Genomic DNA, 20,577 nt, shown 5'->3' with positions numbered 1-20,577 from the left:
GGTGATTTCCTATGAACAGGAAAATTAGTGGAACAGAAGAGAAGCTAGTAAACATGATTTCAAATGTTATCGATCCTCTTAAAATAACACTGTTAGAAAACATAAATGAATTGTTAATAACAAATGAAAAACATCATGAGTTTTTGTCTTCAATAAAAAGAGAGTTTGGTATTCAGTTAACACCTGAGATTATTTCAAGTCAATCGAATATTGAAAAGTTAGCGAGTTTCATAGATATGCTTCTCAGTATGAGAGAAGACGAGGAAAACAAACCTTTCAAACGAGGAGAAAGTGAAGGAGTACTTTCGCATAATCAAGATCGAATGTATCTGTTTGATAGACTCGAGGAAAAGAAAATGCTTTATAATATGCCATTTAAATTTATTTTAAATGGCGTAGTAGATATCGACGCCTTACAACAGGCACTAGATATTATGATTGAACGCCATGAAACTTTGCGGACGAATTTTAAAGGTGAAGAACATCAAATTCTTCAGTTCGTTATGAAAGATTGTCGTAGTGTAATAGCATATGAAGACTATCGAAAAGTAGACCCCGAAGTGATTAACTTAAGGGTTGCCTCCCATCTTAATGAAGAAATGAAAAGATGTTTTAATCTAGAAAATGATCCGTTATTTAATATGAAGCTATTTCGAATTGAAGAAAAAAAATATTATTTAGTATGTAATTTTCACCATATTATTTTTGATGGAGTATCGTTTTTGACATTTTTCGAGGAGTTAATGGGGATTTATGAATTGATTCAAACAGGACGGATTGAGGATATTCCCCCTATTGAAATGCAATATTTAGATTATGCTGCCTGGCATAAGGAGTGGGTCAAAGAGAGCACGCCCAGTCAAAGAAAGTTTTGGGGAAGTTATTTGAATCAAGAGGAAGAAGTATTAGAACTTCCATTTGACTTTCAACGCCCAAAATCACCTTCTTATTCAGGTGACAGATTAGAAATGGATATAACGGATGAACTTCGTTTATTGATAGACACGATTTTAAAGAAGAATGGTATAACTTTATATACTTTTATGATGACCGCCTATCAAGTGTTTTTAAGTCAGTATACCGGGAAGAATCAAATCATTGTCGGGAGTACCGTCGCAAACCGAGGCCAAGAAGAATTTGCTCGTACAGTGGGCTGCTTTGTTAATACATTACCTTTTAAGTTAACAGTAGATGATACAGAATCATTTCACACAATCTTAACCAGAAATCGTAAGTTAATTCTGGATGTATTAGAACATCAAGCTTTTCCATTTGAAAAAGTTGTTGAGATCATTAATCCAGACAGAGACTTGAGTTATTCTCCATTGTTCCAAACAGCTTTGGCAATGGAAGAAAGCTTCGATGGAAACTTTAGCAATTCATTTTTCACTCTTGAAAAAGATAAATTCGACATTCCTTTTTCAAATTATGATCTTACTATAAAAGTAAAGGGTTCTCAAAAGCTAGTACTTGAATTCGAGTATTCTGATGAACTTTTTCACCGGGAAACAATCGAAAGACTCATGAAGAGTTTCGAAAAATGGTTATTCCAAATTTGTCAAAATACAAATATTCCTATTTGTCATTTAGATTATTTAGATGACAGTCAAATGAATCAATTATTATCTGAGTGGCAAGGTGAAGTTTCGGATACATATCAAAATGAGACAATCATCTCCATTTTTGAAAGGATCGTAGAGAACCATTCGAACAAATTAGCCGTTACTGATAATGGAGAAAGTATAACCTATCTAGAATTAGATGAAAGATCAAATGTGATTGCAAACTTGGTTAGAAACCATATGAAAAATGGTTCAAATAAGGTAGGTCTGCATGTATACAGATCTATTGATATGGTAATCGGTATGTTGGGGATCATTAAAGCTGGATGTGCATACGTACCGCTTGATCCTATGCTGCCAACTGAAAGATTAGAATATATCATTAATGATTCGAAAATAGATATATGTATTACGAATCAAGAAGAAGAACCTGAGATTAAAAAGATAGCAAATGTGATAAAACTTGAATCCGTAAATTACATAGATACAGAAAGCTTTTCTAAATTGCTTGCACCTTCAGATTTAGCTTACATTATTTATACTTCTGGAACTACAGGAAAACCGAAAGGGGTCATGTTATCTCATAGAGGTGTAGTGAATTTAGTAATAAGTCAAAACAAATACTTACAACTTAATGAGACATCAAAGGTATTACAATTTGCTACCTTTAATTTTGATGCTTCTATATACGAGATATTTGGAAGCTTATTAAATGGTGCAGAGTTGCATATCGGAAATAATAAAGAGGAAATGTTTGATTTATTCGCACTTGAAAATCAAATCATAAGTGAAAAGTTAACGCACCTTGTATTACCACCGGCGGTATTACAAGAGCTAAATATAGAGGATTCTGATGTGACGTTCGTTGGTTCAGCGGGGTCAGAATGCCCAATAGACTTGCTAAATCGATATCAAAAGATAAACTTTTATAATGCGTATGGCCCGACAGAATACTCTGTATGGACTACATTCGAAATGTTTAAGGCATTTGAAAACAATAGGATTCAAAATAATAAAGTATCGATAGGTAAACCAATACTGAATACTAACGTTTATTTATTAAGTCCTGAGCAAAAGCTTGTCCCAATAGGTGCTACTGGTGAAATATACATTGGTGGTGAAGGGTTAGCAGTTGGATATGTTAATAATGATGATTTAACAATAGAGAAGTTTATTGAACACCCTTTTAAAGTTGGAACGCGTTTATATCGTAGTGGTGACCTTGCAAAATTCACGAGCAATGGCGAGTTGATTTTTCTAGGGCGCAAGGATAATCAAGTGAAAATAAGAGGATTTCGAGTTGAAGTTGATGAGATTTCGGTCACTCTCAACACGTATCCGCAAGTAATTGATTCATTCATTAAAATTCAAGATCAGCCAAACTTAAATAAACAAATAATTGCCTATTTCACATCAAAACAACAAGTCGATTCCAATCAGTTAAAAGCATTTTTAAAAGAGAGATTACCAAATTACATGATCCCGTCATTCTTTATACAAGTGGACAAATTTCCGTTAAACGCAAATGGGAAAATTGATTCAGCTATTCTTCCGGTTCCGGACACTAGAAGTAGTACCGATTTAGAAGTACCTAAGACGAATAATGAGAAAGTTCTTCTTCAAATTTTCAAAAGTGTCTTAGGAATAGATGTCTTAAGTATCCGAGATAACTTTTTTGAACTTGGTGGGGATTCTATTCAGAGTATTCAAATATGCTCCCTAGCAAGACAAGAAGGCATTATCATTAGTCCGAAATCAATTTTTGAAAATCAAACGGTAGCTGAGTTAGCTGCGATTGCGAGAACTGAAAATAAAGTCATGGTTCAACCTATTGATACCAGAGGGAATGTGGAACTGACCCCAATCCAAGAATGGTTCTTTGCAGAACACACGACTTCTATCAATCATTGGAATCAGTCTATTGTGTTTAGTAAAAATATTTGTGCTCAAATAGAGGACATTGAAAAAATTCTATCTCAGATAGTAGAACATCATGATGGATTATTAACCCTATTTGAAAACCATAACAATAAATATTTAGGGAATATAGACTCTGATCATAAAACATGGGAGTTAGTCTATAAGGATATTCATCATTTAGATGAGGAAACACGAATAAGAACAAGAGATGAATGGGAAATGACGATACAAGGTTCATTAGACATAAGAAATGGACCGATAATGAAAATGCTAGTTTTGAAAGAACAATCGAACAAGTATCGCTTCCTTTGGGTAATCCATCATTTATTAGTTGATGCTGTTTCTTGGAGAATTTTACTTGAAGACTTTAATTATCTCCATGATCAAGTATTAAACAATCAAACAGGAAAGCTGGCAACTAAAACTTCATCATTTAAAGATTGGTCAAACTTCTTAAAGAAATACAATGAAACGTTAATGGATTCTAAAACAATCCGTTATTGGGAGCAAAAAATAAAAAATAAAATAGCTGATTTTAAGATAATAGAAGACTTTATAGCAAAAGAAGAAAGAACAATAGAGAAGTCATTTAGTGAAGAAGAAACTGAGTTTTTGATCCATGAATTAACAAGTCAATCTAAAGCAACTGTAGAAGAAGTTTTGTTGTCATTAATCGCAAAGAGTGTGAACAAATCTTTTGAAGTAGAGAATTTTTGGATAGAAGTGGAAGGCCATGGCAGGGAAATAGTAGACGAAACAATAGATGTTACACGAACAGTTGGCTGGTTTACTGCGATGTATCCAATATTATTACATTCAGATGCGACATTTAATAATACGTTAAAAAACACAAAGAATGCAATAAGGGAAATTCCAAATAAAGGTTTTGATTATGGTGTGATCAAGTATTTAAGACCCGGAGTCATCCAGGAGCCAGATATCCATGTTACTTTTAATTATTTAGGAAAATTGGACTCTCAATTTGAATCATCTAATAGCAAGGATTTTGGTGAATTTGAAAATAAACCGAAACTACATTTCCTGGCCTTGATTCAAGACGGAAAACTAACCATAAAGATAATATCAAAATTAGCTAAGAATAAGATAGATCTATTAATAGAAGCTATTGATAAAGTGGTAATGGAAATCGTGGGCACTGAATCTAAACAAAGTTCGTTAATAGAAAGTGATTTTCCAGATGCCATGATTACTGAGGAAGACTTGTTTCATATATTAAATTCTAATAAATGAGATGATTACTAGTTTCCTAGAAGGAAAGAAGTAAGTAGATATGGATGGAACACAATGATAATGGGATCGGGAGGCGCAAAATTGGAGAAATCAATACAAAATATCTACTCATTAACTCCGCTTCAAGAAGGAATTCTCTATGAACTTGAAATGAATAAACAAACAGAAAATCTGTACATTTCTCAAATGCAAATCAGAATAACAGGCACTCTAGATGTAAACGCATTATTCCAGGCATGGAATCAGGTTGTAGATCGTCATGAAGCATTAAGAATGAAGGTCATCTCTAAAAATATAGAAAACAATGTTCAGGTTGTATTCAATTCAATCGATTATCAACCAGAAATATTCGACATGACATTGCTAAATGAACAGGAACAATTAAAGGAAATACAGAGGATATCCAATGAATCCCGTGATATGGACGTAAATAACTCGAATTTGATGAAATTCCAGTTGATAAAAATCGAAGAAAATCAATTTATAATGATTTGGACTCATCACCATATTATTTTAGATGGCTGGAGCACAAGTATTGTCCTCAATGAACTCTTTGAAATTTACAGCCAAATAGTAGGAAAAGACACAAAAGGGCTTATTGAAAAACCAAAACAATATGGCGACTTTATTCGGTTTATGAATAGAACCAATACGGAAGAGTTAAACCGTTTTTGGAAAGTGCTAGCAAAGGATATTGAACAACCAACGATCACATTTCCTGTTATAAAACAAGCGAAGGAAAACCAGAAGGGAGATAGTCTCTTTTGGGAGTTAGATAAAGAACAAAGTAAACTATTAAGAGACTTTTCAGCTAAAAACCATGTAACGATTAATGTATTATTGCAATTAATTTGGTCGATGGTGCTAAAGGAAATGTCTCATCAGAATCGAATAGTTTTTGGGATTGTGAGCTCTGGTAGGTCGAATAATTTATTCAAATCAGAAGAAATTGTTGGACTGCTCATTAATACGATTCCTATGATAGCAAAAATAGAAGATACAGATAGCATTGCTGATTTATTGAAACAATTTCAAGAAACATTAAACAACATGTTAGATTTCTCCCAAATTTCTTTAGTAGATATCAAAAATCATACGAAATTAAAGAAGGAAGATCCTTTATTTGAGACTTTATTTGTTTATGAAAATTATCCAGAAGCTAAAGATGAAGGATCGAGTATTAATTGGGAAGTACAAGGTGGAACAGAATCACACAGCTTTCCTTTATCATTACAAGCCCAGGATAATAAAGAAACAATAAAATGTAAATTGTATTTTAATCGAAGCTTTTTAGAAATTTCACTTGTACATGATATTCAAGAAGCCTTTATGCAAATTGCTAATCAAATTACAAAGGCTCAAAACATCAATGAAATTTCTGTGGAAGTTGATTTTCCAAAAACAAAAAATAATGTCAGTAATGACTTTAAAGCTATACGAAACCGTTCTGTCTCTACCTCAACTGTTAATGAAGATCTTAAAGAAATCTGGCAAGAGTTTTTCTTGAACAGAGAGATTAATGAGGATTCTGATTTCTTCCAGCTAGGTGGGCATTCGATAACAGCTATGAAATTGGTGTCAAAAATAAATAAAAAACTTGATACCAATATAAAATTAAAGGATTTGTTTGAAAATCCTACCTTGAAATTGCTAAGTCATAAGATGTTTCCAGAAATAATGATATCCACTAAAGATGAAACTCAATTTGAAGAAATAGTTATATCATTTGTAGAAAAGACTTTTTTGGAAGTTTTATCAACAAGTCAAATCGATAAAAACGCCGATTTTTTTGAAATAGGCGGCCATTCGATATTAGCCATGAAGTTATTAACAAAATTAAACAAAGAATTTAATCAAATTCTAACTTTAAAAAATATTTTTCAAAATTCAACGGTCCAATCGTTGTCTGACTTCATCATTAATAAAATTTCAGATACTGCAAGTGAACACAAAGAAACGCAACCACAAAATTATGTTCTATCTAGTAACCAAGAAGCTTTGTGGTTTAACGAAAAACTAAATGGTAAAACGACTAATTATAATATACCTCAGAAATATAAAATTACTGGGAAAGTGGACATTACACTTCTAGAAAAAGCCGTTAATCATGTCATTAATAGACATGAAATTTTAAGAACTATCGTTCGTGAAAAAGATGGTATAGGCTATCAAGAAATAAGAGAAGATTTGTACGTTAAAATAGGTGAAATAGACCTCACTGAGTTAAAAGCAGAACAGCAAACAACTCATGTTTTGCAAATAGAAGACGACATACAATCGGAAATTTTTGGAATAGAAAAAGGTCCTCTCTTGACGATAAAACTTGTTAAATTGAGTGAAAAAGAGTTTGTACTATTTGTTAATCTTCATCATTTTGTTTTTGATGGATGGTCAGTGAGTATATTTTTAGATGAATGGTTATCGTTTTATGACAGTGAAGTGAATAAAAAAGAACTTATCCTTGGAAACGATTTTATACAATATAAGGATTTTGCCGTAGAACAAAAAAGCTGGTTGGAACGTAATTTTAAAGAAGAAATGCTATTTTGGAAAAGAAATTTATCAGGCGATTTACCTAAATTAGAGCTTCCTTTAGATACGATTCGAAAAAAAGAAAATCGCAATAATGGCAGTAGTTTCATAGTGGAGCTAACAAGGGAAGAGCTCCAAAGCCTAAAGCGGATGTCACTTGAAAAAAATTCAACACTATATATGACTCTACTAACTATGTATCAGTCTTTTCTAGCAAAATATACAGGACAAAATGATGTCATTGTTGGAAGTTCTTTAGCGAATAGAATGATTTCTGGAACAGAGAAATCAATAGGCTATTTTGTCAATACACTACCCTTTAGATTAAAGATAGAATCTGAGGAAACATTTGAAGAGATTCTACATAGAAATACGGATCATATCGTTGACATCTATGATCATCAACAAATGACATTAGAAAAAATTGTTGAAGTTATTAATCCTGAAAGAAATTTGGCGAACACCTCATTATTTCAAACGGTCTTTATTTTACAAAACAATGCTAAAGCAGCATTTCAAAGTGAATACATAAACATAACGCCTGAAGTTATAAAATCAAAGGTAGCAAAATTTGATTTAAGTTTAGCTGTGGAAGAATTTGAAGATAAACTATTATTCGCTTTTGAGTATAATTCAGAGATTTTCAATGAACAAACCATTCGATTATTAGGTGAAAATTTTTTAGAGTGGATCAAAACAATTACAAATCAGCCTGAACAATCAATTGATCTAGTATCTGTTGTGAGTAAGAAACAAGAGAAGATATTGTTAGAGGATTGGCAAGGAGAAACTATTTGTTTTGAGGGGATCAATGATTCCATTCCAGAAGCTTTCTATAAAATTGTTGAACAATTTCCTGATAAAATGGCCATTGTTGATGGTTCGAGAACCATTACATATCGGGAATTAAATCAAAAGAGTAATCGACTTTCACACTATTTACTAAGCAAAGGAATTTCTAAAGAAGAGAAGATTGGAATATATGTGAATCGATCGATTGATATGGTAGTCGGGATGTTGGCAGTAATTAAAGCTGGAGCTGCTTATGTTCCATTGGATCCTCATTATCCAAACGATAGATTAAGCTACATGGTTCATGATTCGTCCATTTCATATTGTTTGACTCACAAAGAACTTGAAGAGAACGGATTAATCGATCAATCTAAAACAATATACTTTGAAGATATTGAGAAAGAATCGAATACGTTAATGGAAGAAAATCTTCACATTGCTAATCATAAAGATCTAGCATATGTCATTTATACTTCCGGAACAACAGGTAGACCAAAGGGAGTAATGATAGAACATAGAGGAATTATTAACTTAGTTTTTAATCAAAATAAAATGATGTGTTTAGATACTTCAGCTAAAGTGTTGCAATTCGCTACGTTTAATTTTGATGCATCCGTTATTGAGATTTTTAGTTCACTTTTATTTGGTGCTGAACTACATATAAGTGTAGATAAAGAAAACCAATTTGACATGAATAAACTTGTTGAACAAATAAAGGACGAAGAGATTTCGCATATTATTTTACCACCTGCTGTGTTGAAGGAACTCCCAATCACTGAATTGAGTAGTATTAAAGTGTTAGGGTCTGCAGGTTCTGAATGTCCAGTTGAACTCGTTTCAAAGTTTAAACATATATCGTTTTTTAATGGTTATGGGCCTACAGAATATTCGGTGTGTACAAGTTATAAAATATTTCCTCCGAATGAAGATGTAACAAATGAATTCGTTGTTTCAATTGGAAAGCCTCTGACTAACACTGTTGTACTTGTATTAGATAAACATAAAAAAATAGTACCGGTAGGATCTGTGGGTGAACTTTACGTGGGAGGACTTGGGTTAGCACGAGGATATTTGAACAATGAGAGTCTGACCAATGAAAAGTTTGTACCCAATCCATTCAACCCTACAGAAAAATTATATAGAACTGGGGATTTAGTTAAGTTTAATAAAGCTGGAGAATTAGTTTATATAGGTAGAGCAGACGATCAAGTGAAAATAAGAGGATATCGTGTTGAACTATCAGAGGTTAATGTTTCATTACGAAAAATAGAAGAAATAAAAGATAGTTTTGTAACGGTAATGGAAGATAGATTTGAGAATAAAAGGCTAATTGCTTACTATACGGTGAATAATGAAGTTTCGGTAGAAATAATCAGAAAAAAATTAAGAGAGACTCTGCCTACTTTCATGATTCCCTCTCATTTTATGAAACTAGATACGTTTCCTTTGACGCCGAATGGAAAAGTAGATCAAAAAGCACTTCCTAAATGGACGGAACAAATGGATGAACGTAAGGAAAACATGCTAGATGTGAAAGGATTGTCTAAAACTGAAACAGAGCTTTTGACAATTTGGAGAAATGTTTTAAACGATCCATTAATAGGTCCAGATGATAACTTTTTTGAATGTGGTGGTGATTCAATCATCAGTATTCAAATATGTTCTGCTGCAAATGAGAAACATTTATTTATAACACCTAAAGATTTATTTGAATATCAAACGGTACGAGAGTTAGCGAGTATTGTAAATGAGCAGGAGCAAAGCCAAGTGGTTCAAGAAACAATATCAGGTTATGTCCCGTTAACGCCTATTCAATCTTGGTTTTTTAATGAAAATCATGAGAATATTCATCATTGGAATCAGTCTGTCGTTTTAATGAAGGATAATACAATGTCAACTGAACAATATAAAAAAATCATTATGAAATTAATTGATCATCACGATGTTTTAAGGACATTATTTGAAAAACAAGGTGATTCATATATAGGCAATATTCGGAATGTAGATACGGCATGTGGTTTTTATGAGTATCATGTTTCAAGTTTTAAAGATGAAAATAGTTTGAAGGAAATTAAAGAACTAGAAGAAAGTGCCCAACAAAGTTTAAACATTCACAATGGACCTATGATGAAGTTTCTTCTTTTTAAGGATCAAAGAGAAGTAAGGATTTTTTGGGTAATCCATCACCTCGTAGTTGATGGTGTTTCGTGGAGGATACTTCTTGAAAATTTCGAAAGATGTTGTCAACAGATAAAGTATGAACAAGAACTATCACTGCCTTTAAAAACGACTTCTTATAAACAATGGTCCGAGAAACTTAACGAATATCAGAATACTGAACGATCAGAAGAAGCCGTCCAATATTGGGAGAAGGAAATGAATAAGACCGTTTCTCCGCAGACGAAAAGTTTAGGAGAAACGTGTGATTTTGAAGGCATGTATAAAATAGAAGTGGATGAGGCCAAAACACAAAACCTCATTAAAAATATATTAAGAAAATATAAAACGTCGATTGATGAAGTTTTATTATCTGTTATCGCTCATGTGTTTTCCAATCGAATAGGAATCCATGAATTTTGGCTCGATTTAGAAGGCCATGGAAGAGAGGATATTGAGGATGGTATTGATCTATCAAGGACGGTAGGATGGTTCACCTCTATCTATCCAGTAAGGATTGAAGGAAAATCGTCTTTGGGGTCAACGTTGAGAAATACAAAAAACACATTAAGAAGTGTGCCAAACAAAGGGTTTGACTTTGGTATCCTAAAGTATATTTCTAATAAGAATTATAGCTATCCAGATAGCCTTGTGAGTTATAACTATCTAGGTCAGTTTAACAACACAGGTGATATGGAACAAACCAATAGTAGCAATATTGATTTAAACTACAAGTTTCCATATAAACTGAATTTCGTCGCAAGCATCGTAAACAATAGACTCATTCTGAATATTATTGGGGATAGAAAAAATGAGAATTTCCAAATAATATGTAAAGAAGTTGAATCGCAAATAAACAAAGTTTTAAGCGGAAGTGTAGATTTAAATGATTCCATTGTTGAAACGGATTTCGAATCCGAGAAAATAATTGATGGAAGTACGATCACCCATTTTATTAATAAGTTTAATAATATTGAAGAGATTTACCCAGTGACATCACTTCAAGAAGGGATGTTATTCCATAGTGAAGTGAATCAAAGTTCTGAATATATTTCACAGCTATCTATTGATTTAAAAGGGGATCTTGACCTGGATAAATTAGAAGAAGCTTGGAATGATACCTGTAGAAAATATGACGTTCTAAGGTCAGTTTTTAGGCGAAATCAAATGGGAGACCGCTATCAAATTATACTCAATGACATTTATTATGTGTTTAATCATGTGAATCTAACGATGTTTAATGGCGACGAGTTAGAAGAGAAAATAGATAATCTGTTAGTGCAATGCAGGGGTAGACAAATTGAGTTAGAGAATGGTCCACTCATGAATATAACATTAATTCAACTATCGAGTCATCGCTATAAATTCATTTGGACACATCATCATGCCCTAATAGATGGCTGGAGTCTGCAAATTGTTATTAATCATTTCATGGATAATTATCTAAATGCATCCAGTATGTCAAAAGACGGTGAAGAGCATAAGCTTGCTTATAAACAAGTCATGAATCATGTTCAGAATGTTAATAAAAAAGATGAAGCAGCTTTCTGGAATAAAGAGTTGGAGGATTTCGGACAAGTAAAAGCACTAGCAAGTACGAAAAAAAATAAACAATCTTTTACATCCGATAAGGTTATTGAATATAGCTTATCTGAGGATCTTACTGAAAAACTAATAGATATATCCAAGCGACACAGGAAAACAATTAATACAGTGGTTCAAGGAGTTTGGGGCATCGTCCTATCCTACCTTAGCGAAAGCAAGTCAGTATGCTATGGTGTGACAAGCTCAGGAAGGAACCTCAGCATTCCACATATCGAATCAGCTGTAGGTTTATTAATCAACACACTTCCATTTTCTTTGAAAATCGATTGGGAAGATGAGTTACAATCTTATTTTACCGCTATTCAAAATAAGCAATTACAAATGAGAGAGTATGAGTTTAGTTCACTAACGGATATTAAGCGATATGCTGAAATTCCATGGGATAAAGATTTATTTCAACATATATTTGTGTTCGAAAATTACCCGAGCACAGAACTAGCAGAGGATTCGCGAATAATGATTGAAAATTCTGTTGGAAATGAATCGACTAATTTCGATCTTACGTTTTCTGCCGCTTTAGTGCAGTCAAAGCTCCATTATAAAATTATTTATAAAGACAGTATGTTTGATGAAAATGAGATCTTACGTTTTATGGATACGATGCAAAGGATATTCTTAAATCTAACAGAAGATGATACTTTATCTATTGGTAAATTAATAAATAACTTGAAAGTTGGGGCACTATGATAAGTAAATTGATGGCGACGAATAAATTGATGTCAATAACTGAAGCTTTTAGAAAAATAGTAGAGGATAATCAATCAAAAGTTGCACTTTGTGAAAATGAACGGCAAATTACCTATAAAGAATTAGATATTCTCTCAGATAATCTTGCCAAAAAAATCGTTGATTTAGGAATACAACAGGAAACAATGATAGGGATTCCAAGTCAAAGATCCATTGAACTGGTCATAGGGATGCTTGCAATTTTAAAGTCAGGTTGTTGCTATGTTCCAATAGACGAAAAGTATCCATTAAAAAGATTAGAATATATGCTTGCAGATACGAATATGAAGTTCTTCTTATCTAATGGCCCTCAAGGGAAGTTTAGTGAATTAGGCATTCAACCAATTCTATTTGAGCTTAATGAGCTAAGTAAGGAAGGACACACTTCTGTCAACCGTTCATCAGAAAATGGTCTAGCGTATGTAATTTATACTTCTGGAACAACTGGAAAGCCAAAAGGCGTAATGATAGAACAAAGTAGTGTAGTTAATTTAGTATTGAACTCTAAAATGCTTGAAATAAACGAAAATAATAGAGTGGCTCAATTTTCTAACCCCTGCTTTGATGCCGCAACTTTTGAGATATGGGGAGCGTTACTAAATGGAGCTACATTATTCTTGATGTCAAATGAATTTACTTCTTTTGATGATTGGAAAGAAGCAATATCAGTTGGAAAGGTAGATGTAGCGTTTTTTACAACTGGTCTTTTCAATGCAATGGTAGATGAGGATCCATTTATTTTTGAAGGATTAAAGAAAATCGTGGTTGGTGGAGATAAAATCTCCATTTCTCATGTAAATAGATTGAAACAAACGATCGGTCATGTTTCTTTAATTAATGGGTATGGACCAACCGAATGCACAACCTTTGCTATTTGTCATGAAGTTGAAGACAAAGATGTAGATGTTATTCCTATTGGAAAGCCGTTGAGTAATGTTGAAATAAAAATTCTATCTGAAGAACAAGTTGAGGTTGGCGATGGAGAAATAGGAGAGATCTACATTGGCGGTCAAGGAGTTATGAGAGGTTATTTAAATCAACCAGAATTAACAGAACAAGCTTTGATTATAGATGATTTAAATCAGACGAAGTGGTATAAAACAGGTGATCATGGCATCCGTTTAAATAATGGTGAGATTCTGTATAAAGGACGAAAAGATAGCCAAGTAAAAATACGCGGTTTTAGAATTGAGTTAAATGAAATTCAAGAAAAACTTGATAAATATACAAAGGTTGAAAGTTCAGTAGTAGCTGTTAAAAACATCAATAATGAGAATTACGTTACCGCTTATTACACACATAAGGATGAGAACACGGAAAACGTCGAGAATGATATAAAAGATTATTTGAGTAATGAATTGCCGAATTATATGATTCCACACTTCTTTGTTAGAGTTGATAATTTCCCTCTTAATGCCAACGGTAAAGTGGATAAAGAGAAATTGTTAGAAATGGATATAATGCAAAATAAAACTTCCGTAGCTATTCAAGAAGATGGAAAGAAAAAAGAAGTATTAGAGATTTGGAAAAAGGTATTAGGAAATCAAAGTTTAGGATTAGACGATAATTTCTTTGAAAATGGAGGGCATTCCATTTTAGCTACCAAACTGGTCTATGTAATGAAAGAAACTGTATTACCAGAAGCCACTTTACAAATATTATTAGCAAATAATACAGTAAATAAATTTGTTGATGCACTTGAAATGGATTCATCTGGCAGTATAGAAGTCGTGATGGAAAACGATTCTACGCTCGATCACTCTTTGAAGGAGAAAATAAGAGAAATATGTGCTCAACCAGTTCAATTTGAAAAAAACATGTTGATTACAGGAGGAACAGGGTTTTTAGGAGCACATCTATTAAACAAATTGTTAGTGGAAATAGATCATGTCAAAATCTATTGTTTGGTTAGATTTCCTTCGAAAAATAGATTAAAAGATACATTAATAAAATATGGTCTTTGGCAGGATGAGTTCGAAAGCAGAATAGTGGTAATTGAAGGGGATTTTAGTAAACATCAATTCGGTTTAGATGATATGACATATGAGAAATTAAGCAATGATGTTTCTCAGGTGTATCATGTAGGTGCAGAAACGAACTTCTTCGAACCGTATAGTAAATCAAAAATTTCGAATGTAGATGGTGTAGTAGAGATTGTTAAGTTTGCTTCTTCCAACACTCGGAAAAATATTTATTACGCATCAACGCTTTCTGTATTAACTGGAGAAAGAAAATGGGACGAAGAAGACGAATTAGTTTATTCATCCGATTTAATGATCGGGTATAGCCAGTCAAAATGGGTTGCAGAGAAACTACTTCTCCAAGCAAGAGATTATGGACTAACAGTCGATATTTTCCGATTAGGTAGGATTTCATCTAATTCATCAAATGGGGTCTGGAACGAGAAGGATATGTTGTACAAAGTTTTTGAATCATTTATTGATCAAAAGATATTACCATTTAAAGAAGAAATTCATTTTGAATTAATGCCAGTCGATTTTGTAAGTGAGTTTATTTACAAAATATCAAGATTAGATGAGAACAATAAACTCGGAATCTACCATATGTTCAATGATCAGAAAGTTTCAAGTGAATTCGTAACCTCTTTCTTTGAAAAGAATGATATATCTTACTCGAATATGGACTTAGATGAATGGCTGCAATCTTTAAAAGAAAAGACACAATCTAATGAGATTCATTCATTAAGTGCTTTGTCCCAATTAATTGACGAATCAACAAAATTAAAAGAATCAGAAATTCTACAATCCAAAACCAAAAAGGAATTAGATCTGCTGTCAATGAGAATGCCAGAAATTGATTCGAGATATGTTGAAAACTTTATGAAGTTTATGTTGAATTAATTCTTATTTAGGTGGAGGAGTAAGGGGATGAAAGGACTGAATAAAAAACTTTTTTGTTTTCCTTATGCTGGGGGAAGTGCATCTTTTTATAGAGAGTGGAAATTTGATAGCAATGAGATTGAGGTAATCCCGCTAGAATACCCTGGACATGGAAGTAAATACTGTGAACCATTGTGTGATCGTATGTCTGCTCTGACGGATATCTTAATGGAAGAAATGCAAACCAAATATCAAATAAATTCACTAAAAAATATCTCCTTTTTTGGACATAGTATGGGTGCGATAGTAGCATATGAAATTGCGGCAAAATTAGAAGAGAGATACGGAAATAAGGTAGAACAATTATTTATATCTAGCAAATCGTCTCCAGATTATAAGGTAGATCAAATCGATTGTTCTAATTCAAACAATTTAAAACAATCACTAAAAAAAATCGGGGGAACAAACAAGGAGCTCTTAGAAACAGAAGATTTCATGAATATATTCCTTCCGATTATCCAATCAGATTTAAATATATTAGCAAACTATCATGGTGAAAATAGACGTCAAAAAAAGTTGAATAATAAGGCTGTTTTGTTATTAGGCTCTGAGGATTCTGTGACGAAGGAAAGTATTGAAAGCTGGAATCAATACATTGAACATATTAACGAATTGCATATTTTAAAGGGAGATCATTTTTACTTAAAGCAAAATCAAGATATCGTATTAAAAATTATTCAAGATTATTTACTCAGTAGTCATTGTGAAAATTCTGATTTAAGTACAGTCGTATCAAGTTAAAACCTTCGATTAGGAAAAATTGTGAGAAAAAAGAATAAGACCCAAAAGTGTTCGAACCACAACTTTAGAATATTAGATGAAATCTATATTTTAAAGTTGTGGTGATTTCAGACACTTTTGGGTCCTTTTTTATTATGCCATCGGTTTCAGAGACAAGGTTTTGAAGTAACGTGACACCCGTTTCTATCTGCTTAGGATCTGAGGCCTACTATTCTTATAATTGGTTTGGTGGAATAACAATCTACCATATTGACCGCTTTGATTATTTGCGTTAATTGCAAGGGAAAGACTGAAATTTTAACGAAAAGATTAATTCGGAAAAGAAGTGACGACTTATTAAAATTTTCAGGGTTTATTATAAAACAACAAGATATTAATGGATGAATCGTTTCGTGAATACCGTTCATCCACTGGTCTCATATTCATGGTCCTCTATACCCCAATTTTGAAGAAACTCGATTGCCGGTTTCAATCACATTTTTAATGAGAAAATCAAGTCTGTCTTCTGTCAAGTTAAAGCTGACAAAACCAATACTCACTGCCCCATGCACTTCTCCAAAATGGTTTAAGACCGGAACAGCTACAGAAGATGTTCCTTCTGTTCTTTCACTGTGACTGATTCCATGTCCCTTCATTTTAGTTTCTTTCAATATATCCCAAAAAGCTGCTCTTTCTTGAACTGGCAAAAGAGCATCTACGATTTTTTTCGCTTGATTATATGGCATATAGGCGAGCATTACCTTATTAGCAGCTCCAATATGCATAGGGACTCGTGAGCCAAGCTGGTCATAAACACGGATTTGGTTTTTTTCACTGTCGATTCGTTCGATAATGAGTGACTCAATTCCTACTGGCTGGCTGAGATAGACGCTTTCCTCCACTTTGTTCATAAGCCTTTCTAGTTCAGGCCTTATTTGACTTATGTAATCCATTTTGTCATACATACGCAAACCATATTCGAGCCAAATATTTCCTAAACCATATTGTTTGGATTGTTCGTCTTGTTGAATTAGGCCATGCTTGGACATTGCTTTTAACAAACGGTGCATGGAACTAACCGGAAGTTCACATTCTTGAGATAGTTCCGTAATAGACAGCCAGTTTTCCGATGAATCGGAAACTAGCACCTTAATAACGTTCATGGCCCGGTCAATTGATTGCATAAACTTACCACCTATCTTTCATTACGAGTTACAAAAAAACTGAAGATTTAAAACATATTGACATTATACCATATTTAATTTTATAATTTAAGAAAATTTCCTATTGTCGGAAACGTTTTCCGATATGCGGAAAAGGGAGGAAAGGTAATGACATATTGTTCGTCTATGTACCAACCATTAGAACGTGTCATTGTGAAACATCCGAACGACGCTTTTATTAGTCAAGAGCATATAAGCCAAGAATGGCAGAATTTCAACTATGTAGAAGAGCCAGATTTCAAAGAAGCCCTAACAGAGTATGGTGACTTTATTTCTATTTTGGAGAAATATGTTCCAAACATCGATTATTTGCCCGCATCTTCGGAAGTCGGAATGGATTCCTTATATGCGCATGATCCTGTAAAATTCACGAGTGAAGGAGCCATTATTTTAAAGTCTGGGAAAGAATTGAGACAGCCTGAAGCAAATGTATACAAGGAGTTTTGTAAGGAGAAGAACATACCGATTATTGGTGTTTTAACTGGTGATGCTGTCGCAGATGGCGGTGATATCGTTTGGCTTGATGATCGGACACTTGTTGTTGGACATGGTTATCGTACAAACGCTGAAGCTATTCGGCAATTAAAAGAAATGACCGCTCATCTTGTCGATGAATTCATCGTAGTCCAGCTTACACATGATCAAGGCGAGGCAGAGTGCCTCCATCTTATGTCCTTTATCAGCATGGTAGACCATGATTTAGCAGTAATCCATTCTCGTCTTATGCCAGTATTTTTCAGAAAACTGCTTATTGATCGCGGTATTCAGCTTATTGAAGTGCCGGATGATGAGTACATGAACTTAGGCTGCAATGTGCTTGCATTAGCTCCGCGTGTTTGTGTAATGTCTTCTGGTAACGCTTACACAAAACAACAGCTTCTTGATGCTGGAGCCACAGTATATGAATACAAGGGAACTGAAATCAGTTATAAAGGCACTGGAGGACCAACTTGTTTAACCTGTCCAGTTGTACGTACGAATATTAAATATTGAGGGGGAAATTAAGTATAAACATGTAATTGTAAAAACACTGGGAGAAAGTTATGTAAATGGTTTAACAACCTCCGACCTAGGCAAGCCAGATTATGAAAGATTATTAGAGAAGCATGCTGCTTATGTGGAAGCATTAAAAAAATGCGGGGTTTCAGTTACACACTTGCCAGCAAGTGAGGAATTTCCAGATTCAACATTCGTTGAAGATACCGCTGTCTGACAACAGGAATCTCCTACCTTGGGGAAAACTTGATTGTAGCTGCAGGTGAATTTATCAATCATCATAATTTTTCACCATACAAGAAAATAACGGTTTCAACTGAAGACGAATACTCAGCAAACTGTATCCTTGTAAATGATTATGTGATTATTCCAAAGGGATATGAAGAGTCGAAACGTAAAATGAATGAAGTTGGTTTTAAAACGATTGAACTGGAAATGTCTGAGTTCCAAAAGCAGGACGGTGGATTGAGCTGTTTGTCACTACGCTTTTAAAAAACAGAAAATTTAGATAAAGGAAGGTTGGTTTTCCCTATATTCTTACATTTATTAAAAACCGGAAGGGGGATTTCGATGAGTCGATCACTATGGGGTACACCTGAAACTCTTCGTGCTTTATTATGTGAACTTGTTAGCTGGGAAAGCCGTACTCTTACTGAAGGGGAATGCATGTTTCCTTATAAAGTTCAAGAGAAATTAAGCAAGCTTGATTATTTTAAAAGGAATCCAGAGCACTTATCACTTCACGAAGTTGATCTAGGGAGAAACTTTGTCAATGCCTTTTACAAATATCCTGAAGCCAAGGAGACAGTCGTATTAATTAGCCATTTTGATACGGTCCAGACTGAAGAATACGGCGATCTTGAGACTCTTGCTTTTCAACCAGAGGAGCTCACAAAAAAACTTCATGAACGAAAAGATAATTTACCGGAAGAAGCTCGCATTGATCTTGAATCGGGAAGATACTTGTTTGGAAGAGGAACGATGGATATGAAAATGGGACTTGCCCTTCATATGGCTCTCATCGAAAAAGCAAGTATCGAACAATGGTCTATCAATCTTCTGCTATTAACCGTCCCAGATGAGGAAGTGAATTCAGCGGGAATGAGAGCTGCAGTTAAAGAACTTGTGACTTTGCGTGATAAATATGACCTTTCTTATAAAATGTTTTTTAACAGTGAACCATCTTTTTCACAGAAACCGGGAGATGATAGACATTATATCTATTCTGGAACGTTGGGGAAAATCATGCCGGCTGCTCTTTTTTATGGAAAAGAAACTCACGTTGGTGAGCCTTTAAAGGGAATTACAGCTAACTATATTGCCTCGTTCCTTACTCAACTCATGGAGTGGAACACTCTGTTTCAGGAAAGTGATCTCGGAGAGGATACACCTTTACCCGTTTCGCTTCAGCAAAAAGATTTGAAATTACAATATTCAACACAGACTCCTTATCGTGCAGCCGCCCTTTATAATGTTTTCATTATGAAAAGAAGCGCTGCTGAAATTATGGATATATTCGAGCAGGTTGCACAGGAAGCAGCGATAATGTGCAATGAATCATATAAAGCTGTTTGCCTGCGTGAACAGATTGAAGGTGTAGGCGAAGTAAAAGTATTGCGCTACGAAAAGTTACTTTCTTATGCCGAGGGGAAATTTGGTGCAAATTTTGTTGCGGAAATAAAGAGTGAAGTCCAAGGAAACATGGAATGGGATGAGCGGGAAAAATCACTGCGAATCGCTGATAAACTGATGATTCAATGTCAGGAGCTTGCGCCGGCTATTGTATTGCTGTTTGCGCCACCCTATTATCCAGCTGTTAATACGTCCAATGACCCGTTTATCATCGATTCTGTGCAATTAATAAAGGAAACTGCAGCCAGGTTTAATAAAGAAGTCAGCCAAATTCATTATTTTAATGGTCTTTGCGATTTAAGCTATGTTCAATATAGTGATGAGGCTGATGGCTGGACTGCTTTTGAAAAGAATACGCCAGTCTGGGGCGATACTTATAGCATTCCTTTCGCTGATATGCTTCAACTTCAAGCACCCGTGCTCAATGTAGGGCCGTTCGGCAAAGATGCACATCAGCGTACAGAGCGCCTTCACATCGATAGTGCCTTTGTCCATACTCCTGCTATGATAGAGAGTTTGATAAAGAGTATGTTTAAGAGTTTGGTAGAGAGGCGATAGAGA

The 20,577-nt window shown here is 34.0% G+C and carries 7 protein-coding genes and 1 pseudogene; 7 read left to right on the top strand and 1 reads right to left on the bottom strand.

Features of this window, described 5'->3' with window-relative positions; genetic code table 11:
• The first annotated feature begins 11 nt into the window (after positions 1-11).
• The 4 genes from JFU50_RS06825 (at position 12) to JFU50_RS06810 (ending at position 16,186) form a co-directional block, all read left to right on the top strand.
• Positions 12-4,733: a non-ribosomal peptide synthetase gene (locus tag JFU50_RS06825; protein ID WP_201222215.1), complete on the top strand. Its 4,722-nt coding sequence runs from the start codon at positions 12-14 to the stop codon at positions 4,731-4,733.
• A gap of 81 nt (positions 4,734-4,814) precedes the next feature.
• Positions 4,815-12,506 carry a non-ribosomal peptide synthetase gene (locus tag JFU50_RS06820; protein WP_201222213.1) on the top strand — a complete coding sequence of 2,564 codons (7,692 nt, stop codon included), beginning with the start codon at positions 4,815-4,817 and terminating at the stop codon, positions 12,504-12,506.
• A 29-nt stretch (positions 12,507-12,535) separates the two neighbouring features.
• Positions 12,536-15,406: a non-ribosomal peptide synthetase gene (locus JFU50_RS06815; protein WP_207198783.1), complete on the top strand. Its 2,871-nt coding sequence runs from the start codon at positions 12,536-12,538 to the stop codon at positions 15,404-15,406.
• Positions 15,407-15,433: 27 nt separating this feature from the next.
• Positions 15,434-16,186, top strand: a complete 753-nt coding sequence (locus JFU50_RS06810; RefSeq protein WP_201222209.1) for a thioesterase II family protein — start codon at positions 15,434-15,436, stop codon at positions 16,184-16,186.
• A 422-nt stretch (positions 16,187-16,608) separates the two neighbouring features.
• Here JFU50_RS06810 and JFU50_RS06805 read toward each other — a convergent pair whose 3' ends face one another.
• Positions 16,609-17,349: an IclR family transcriptional regulator gene (locus JFU50_RS06805; protein ID WP_201222207.1), complete on the bottom strand. Its 741-nt coding sequence runs from the start codon at positions 17,347-17,349 to the stop codon at positions 16,609-16,611.
• Between the two features lie 147 nt (positions 17,350-17,496).
• On the opposite strand from JFU50_RS06805, the gene JFU50_RS06800 reads away from it, so the two are divergent.
• From JFU50_RS06800 to JFU50_RS06790, 3 genes and pseudogenes are all read left to right on the top strand, one after another.
• On the top strand, positions 17,497-18,381 hold the full coding sequence (locus tag JFU50_RS06800; protein WP_201222205.1) for a dimethylarginine dimethylaminohydrolase family protein: 885 nt from the start codon (positions 17,497-17,499) through the stop codon (positions 18,379-18,381).
• Between the two features lie 7 nt (positions 18,382-18,388).
• Positions 18,389-18,876, top strand: a pseudogene (locus JFU50_RS06795) (hypothetical protein).
• Between the two features lie 78 nt (positions 18,877-18,954).
• Positions 18,955-20,574 (top strand): M20/M25/M40 family metallo-hydrolase, encoded by a 1,620-nt coding sequence (locus JFU50_RS06790; protein WP_201222203.1) that lies wholly within the window; start codon positions 18,955-18,957, stop codon positions 20,572-20,574.
• Positions 20,575-20,577: the final 3 nt, after the last annotated feature.

The organism is Peribacillus sp. TH14, assembly GCF_016651145.1.
Taxonomy (GTDB): Bacteria; Bacillota; Bacilli; order Bacillales; family DSM-1321; genus Peribacillus; species Peribacillus butanolivorans.
The sequence above is the reverse complement of the archived record's forward strand: the minus strand, read 5'-3'. Positions and strand labels throughout refer to the sequence as shown.

Bases quoted from the DNA above. Each gene is read 5' to 3' on its own strand.
- JFU50_RS06790 (WP_201222203.1), top strand. From the start codon at position 18,955: ATGAGTCGATCACTATGGGGTACACCTGAAACTCTTCGTGCTTTATTA.
- JFU50_RS06815 (WP_207198783.1), top strand. From the start codon at position 12,536: ATGTCAATAACTGAAGCTTTTAGAAAAATAGTAGAGGATAATCAATCA.
- JFU50_RS06805 (WP_201222207.1), bottom strand. From the start codon at position 17,349: ATGCAATCAATTGACCGGGCCATGAACGTTATTAAGGTGCTAGTTTCC.
- JFU50_RS06825 (WP_201222215.1), top strand. From the start codon at position 12: ATGAACAGGAAAATTAGTGGAACAGAAGAGAAGCTAGTAAACATGATT.
- JFU50_RS06810 (WP_201222209.1), top strand. From the start codon at position 15,434: ATGAAAGGACTGAATAAAAAACTTTTTTGTTTTCCTTATGCTGGGGGA.
- JFU50_RS06800 (WP_201222205.1), top strand. From the start codon at position 17,497: ATGACATATTGTTCGTCTATGTACCAACCATTAGAACGTGTCATTGTG.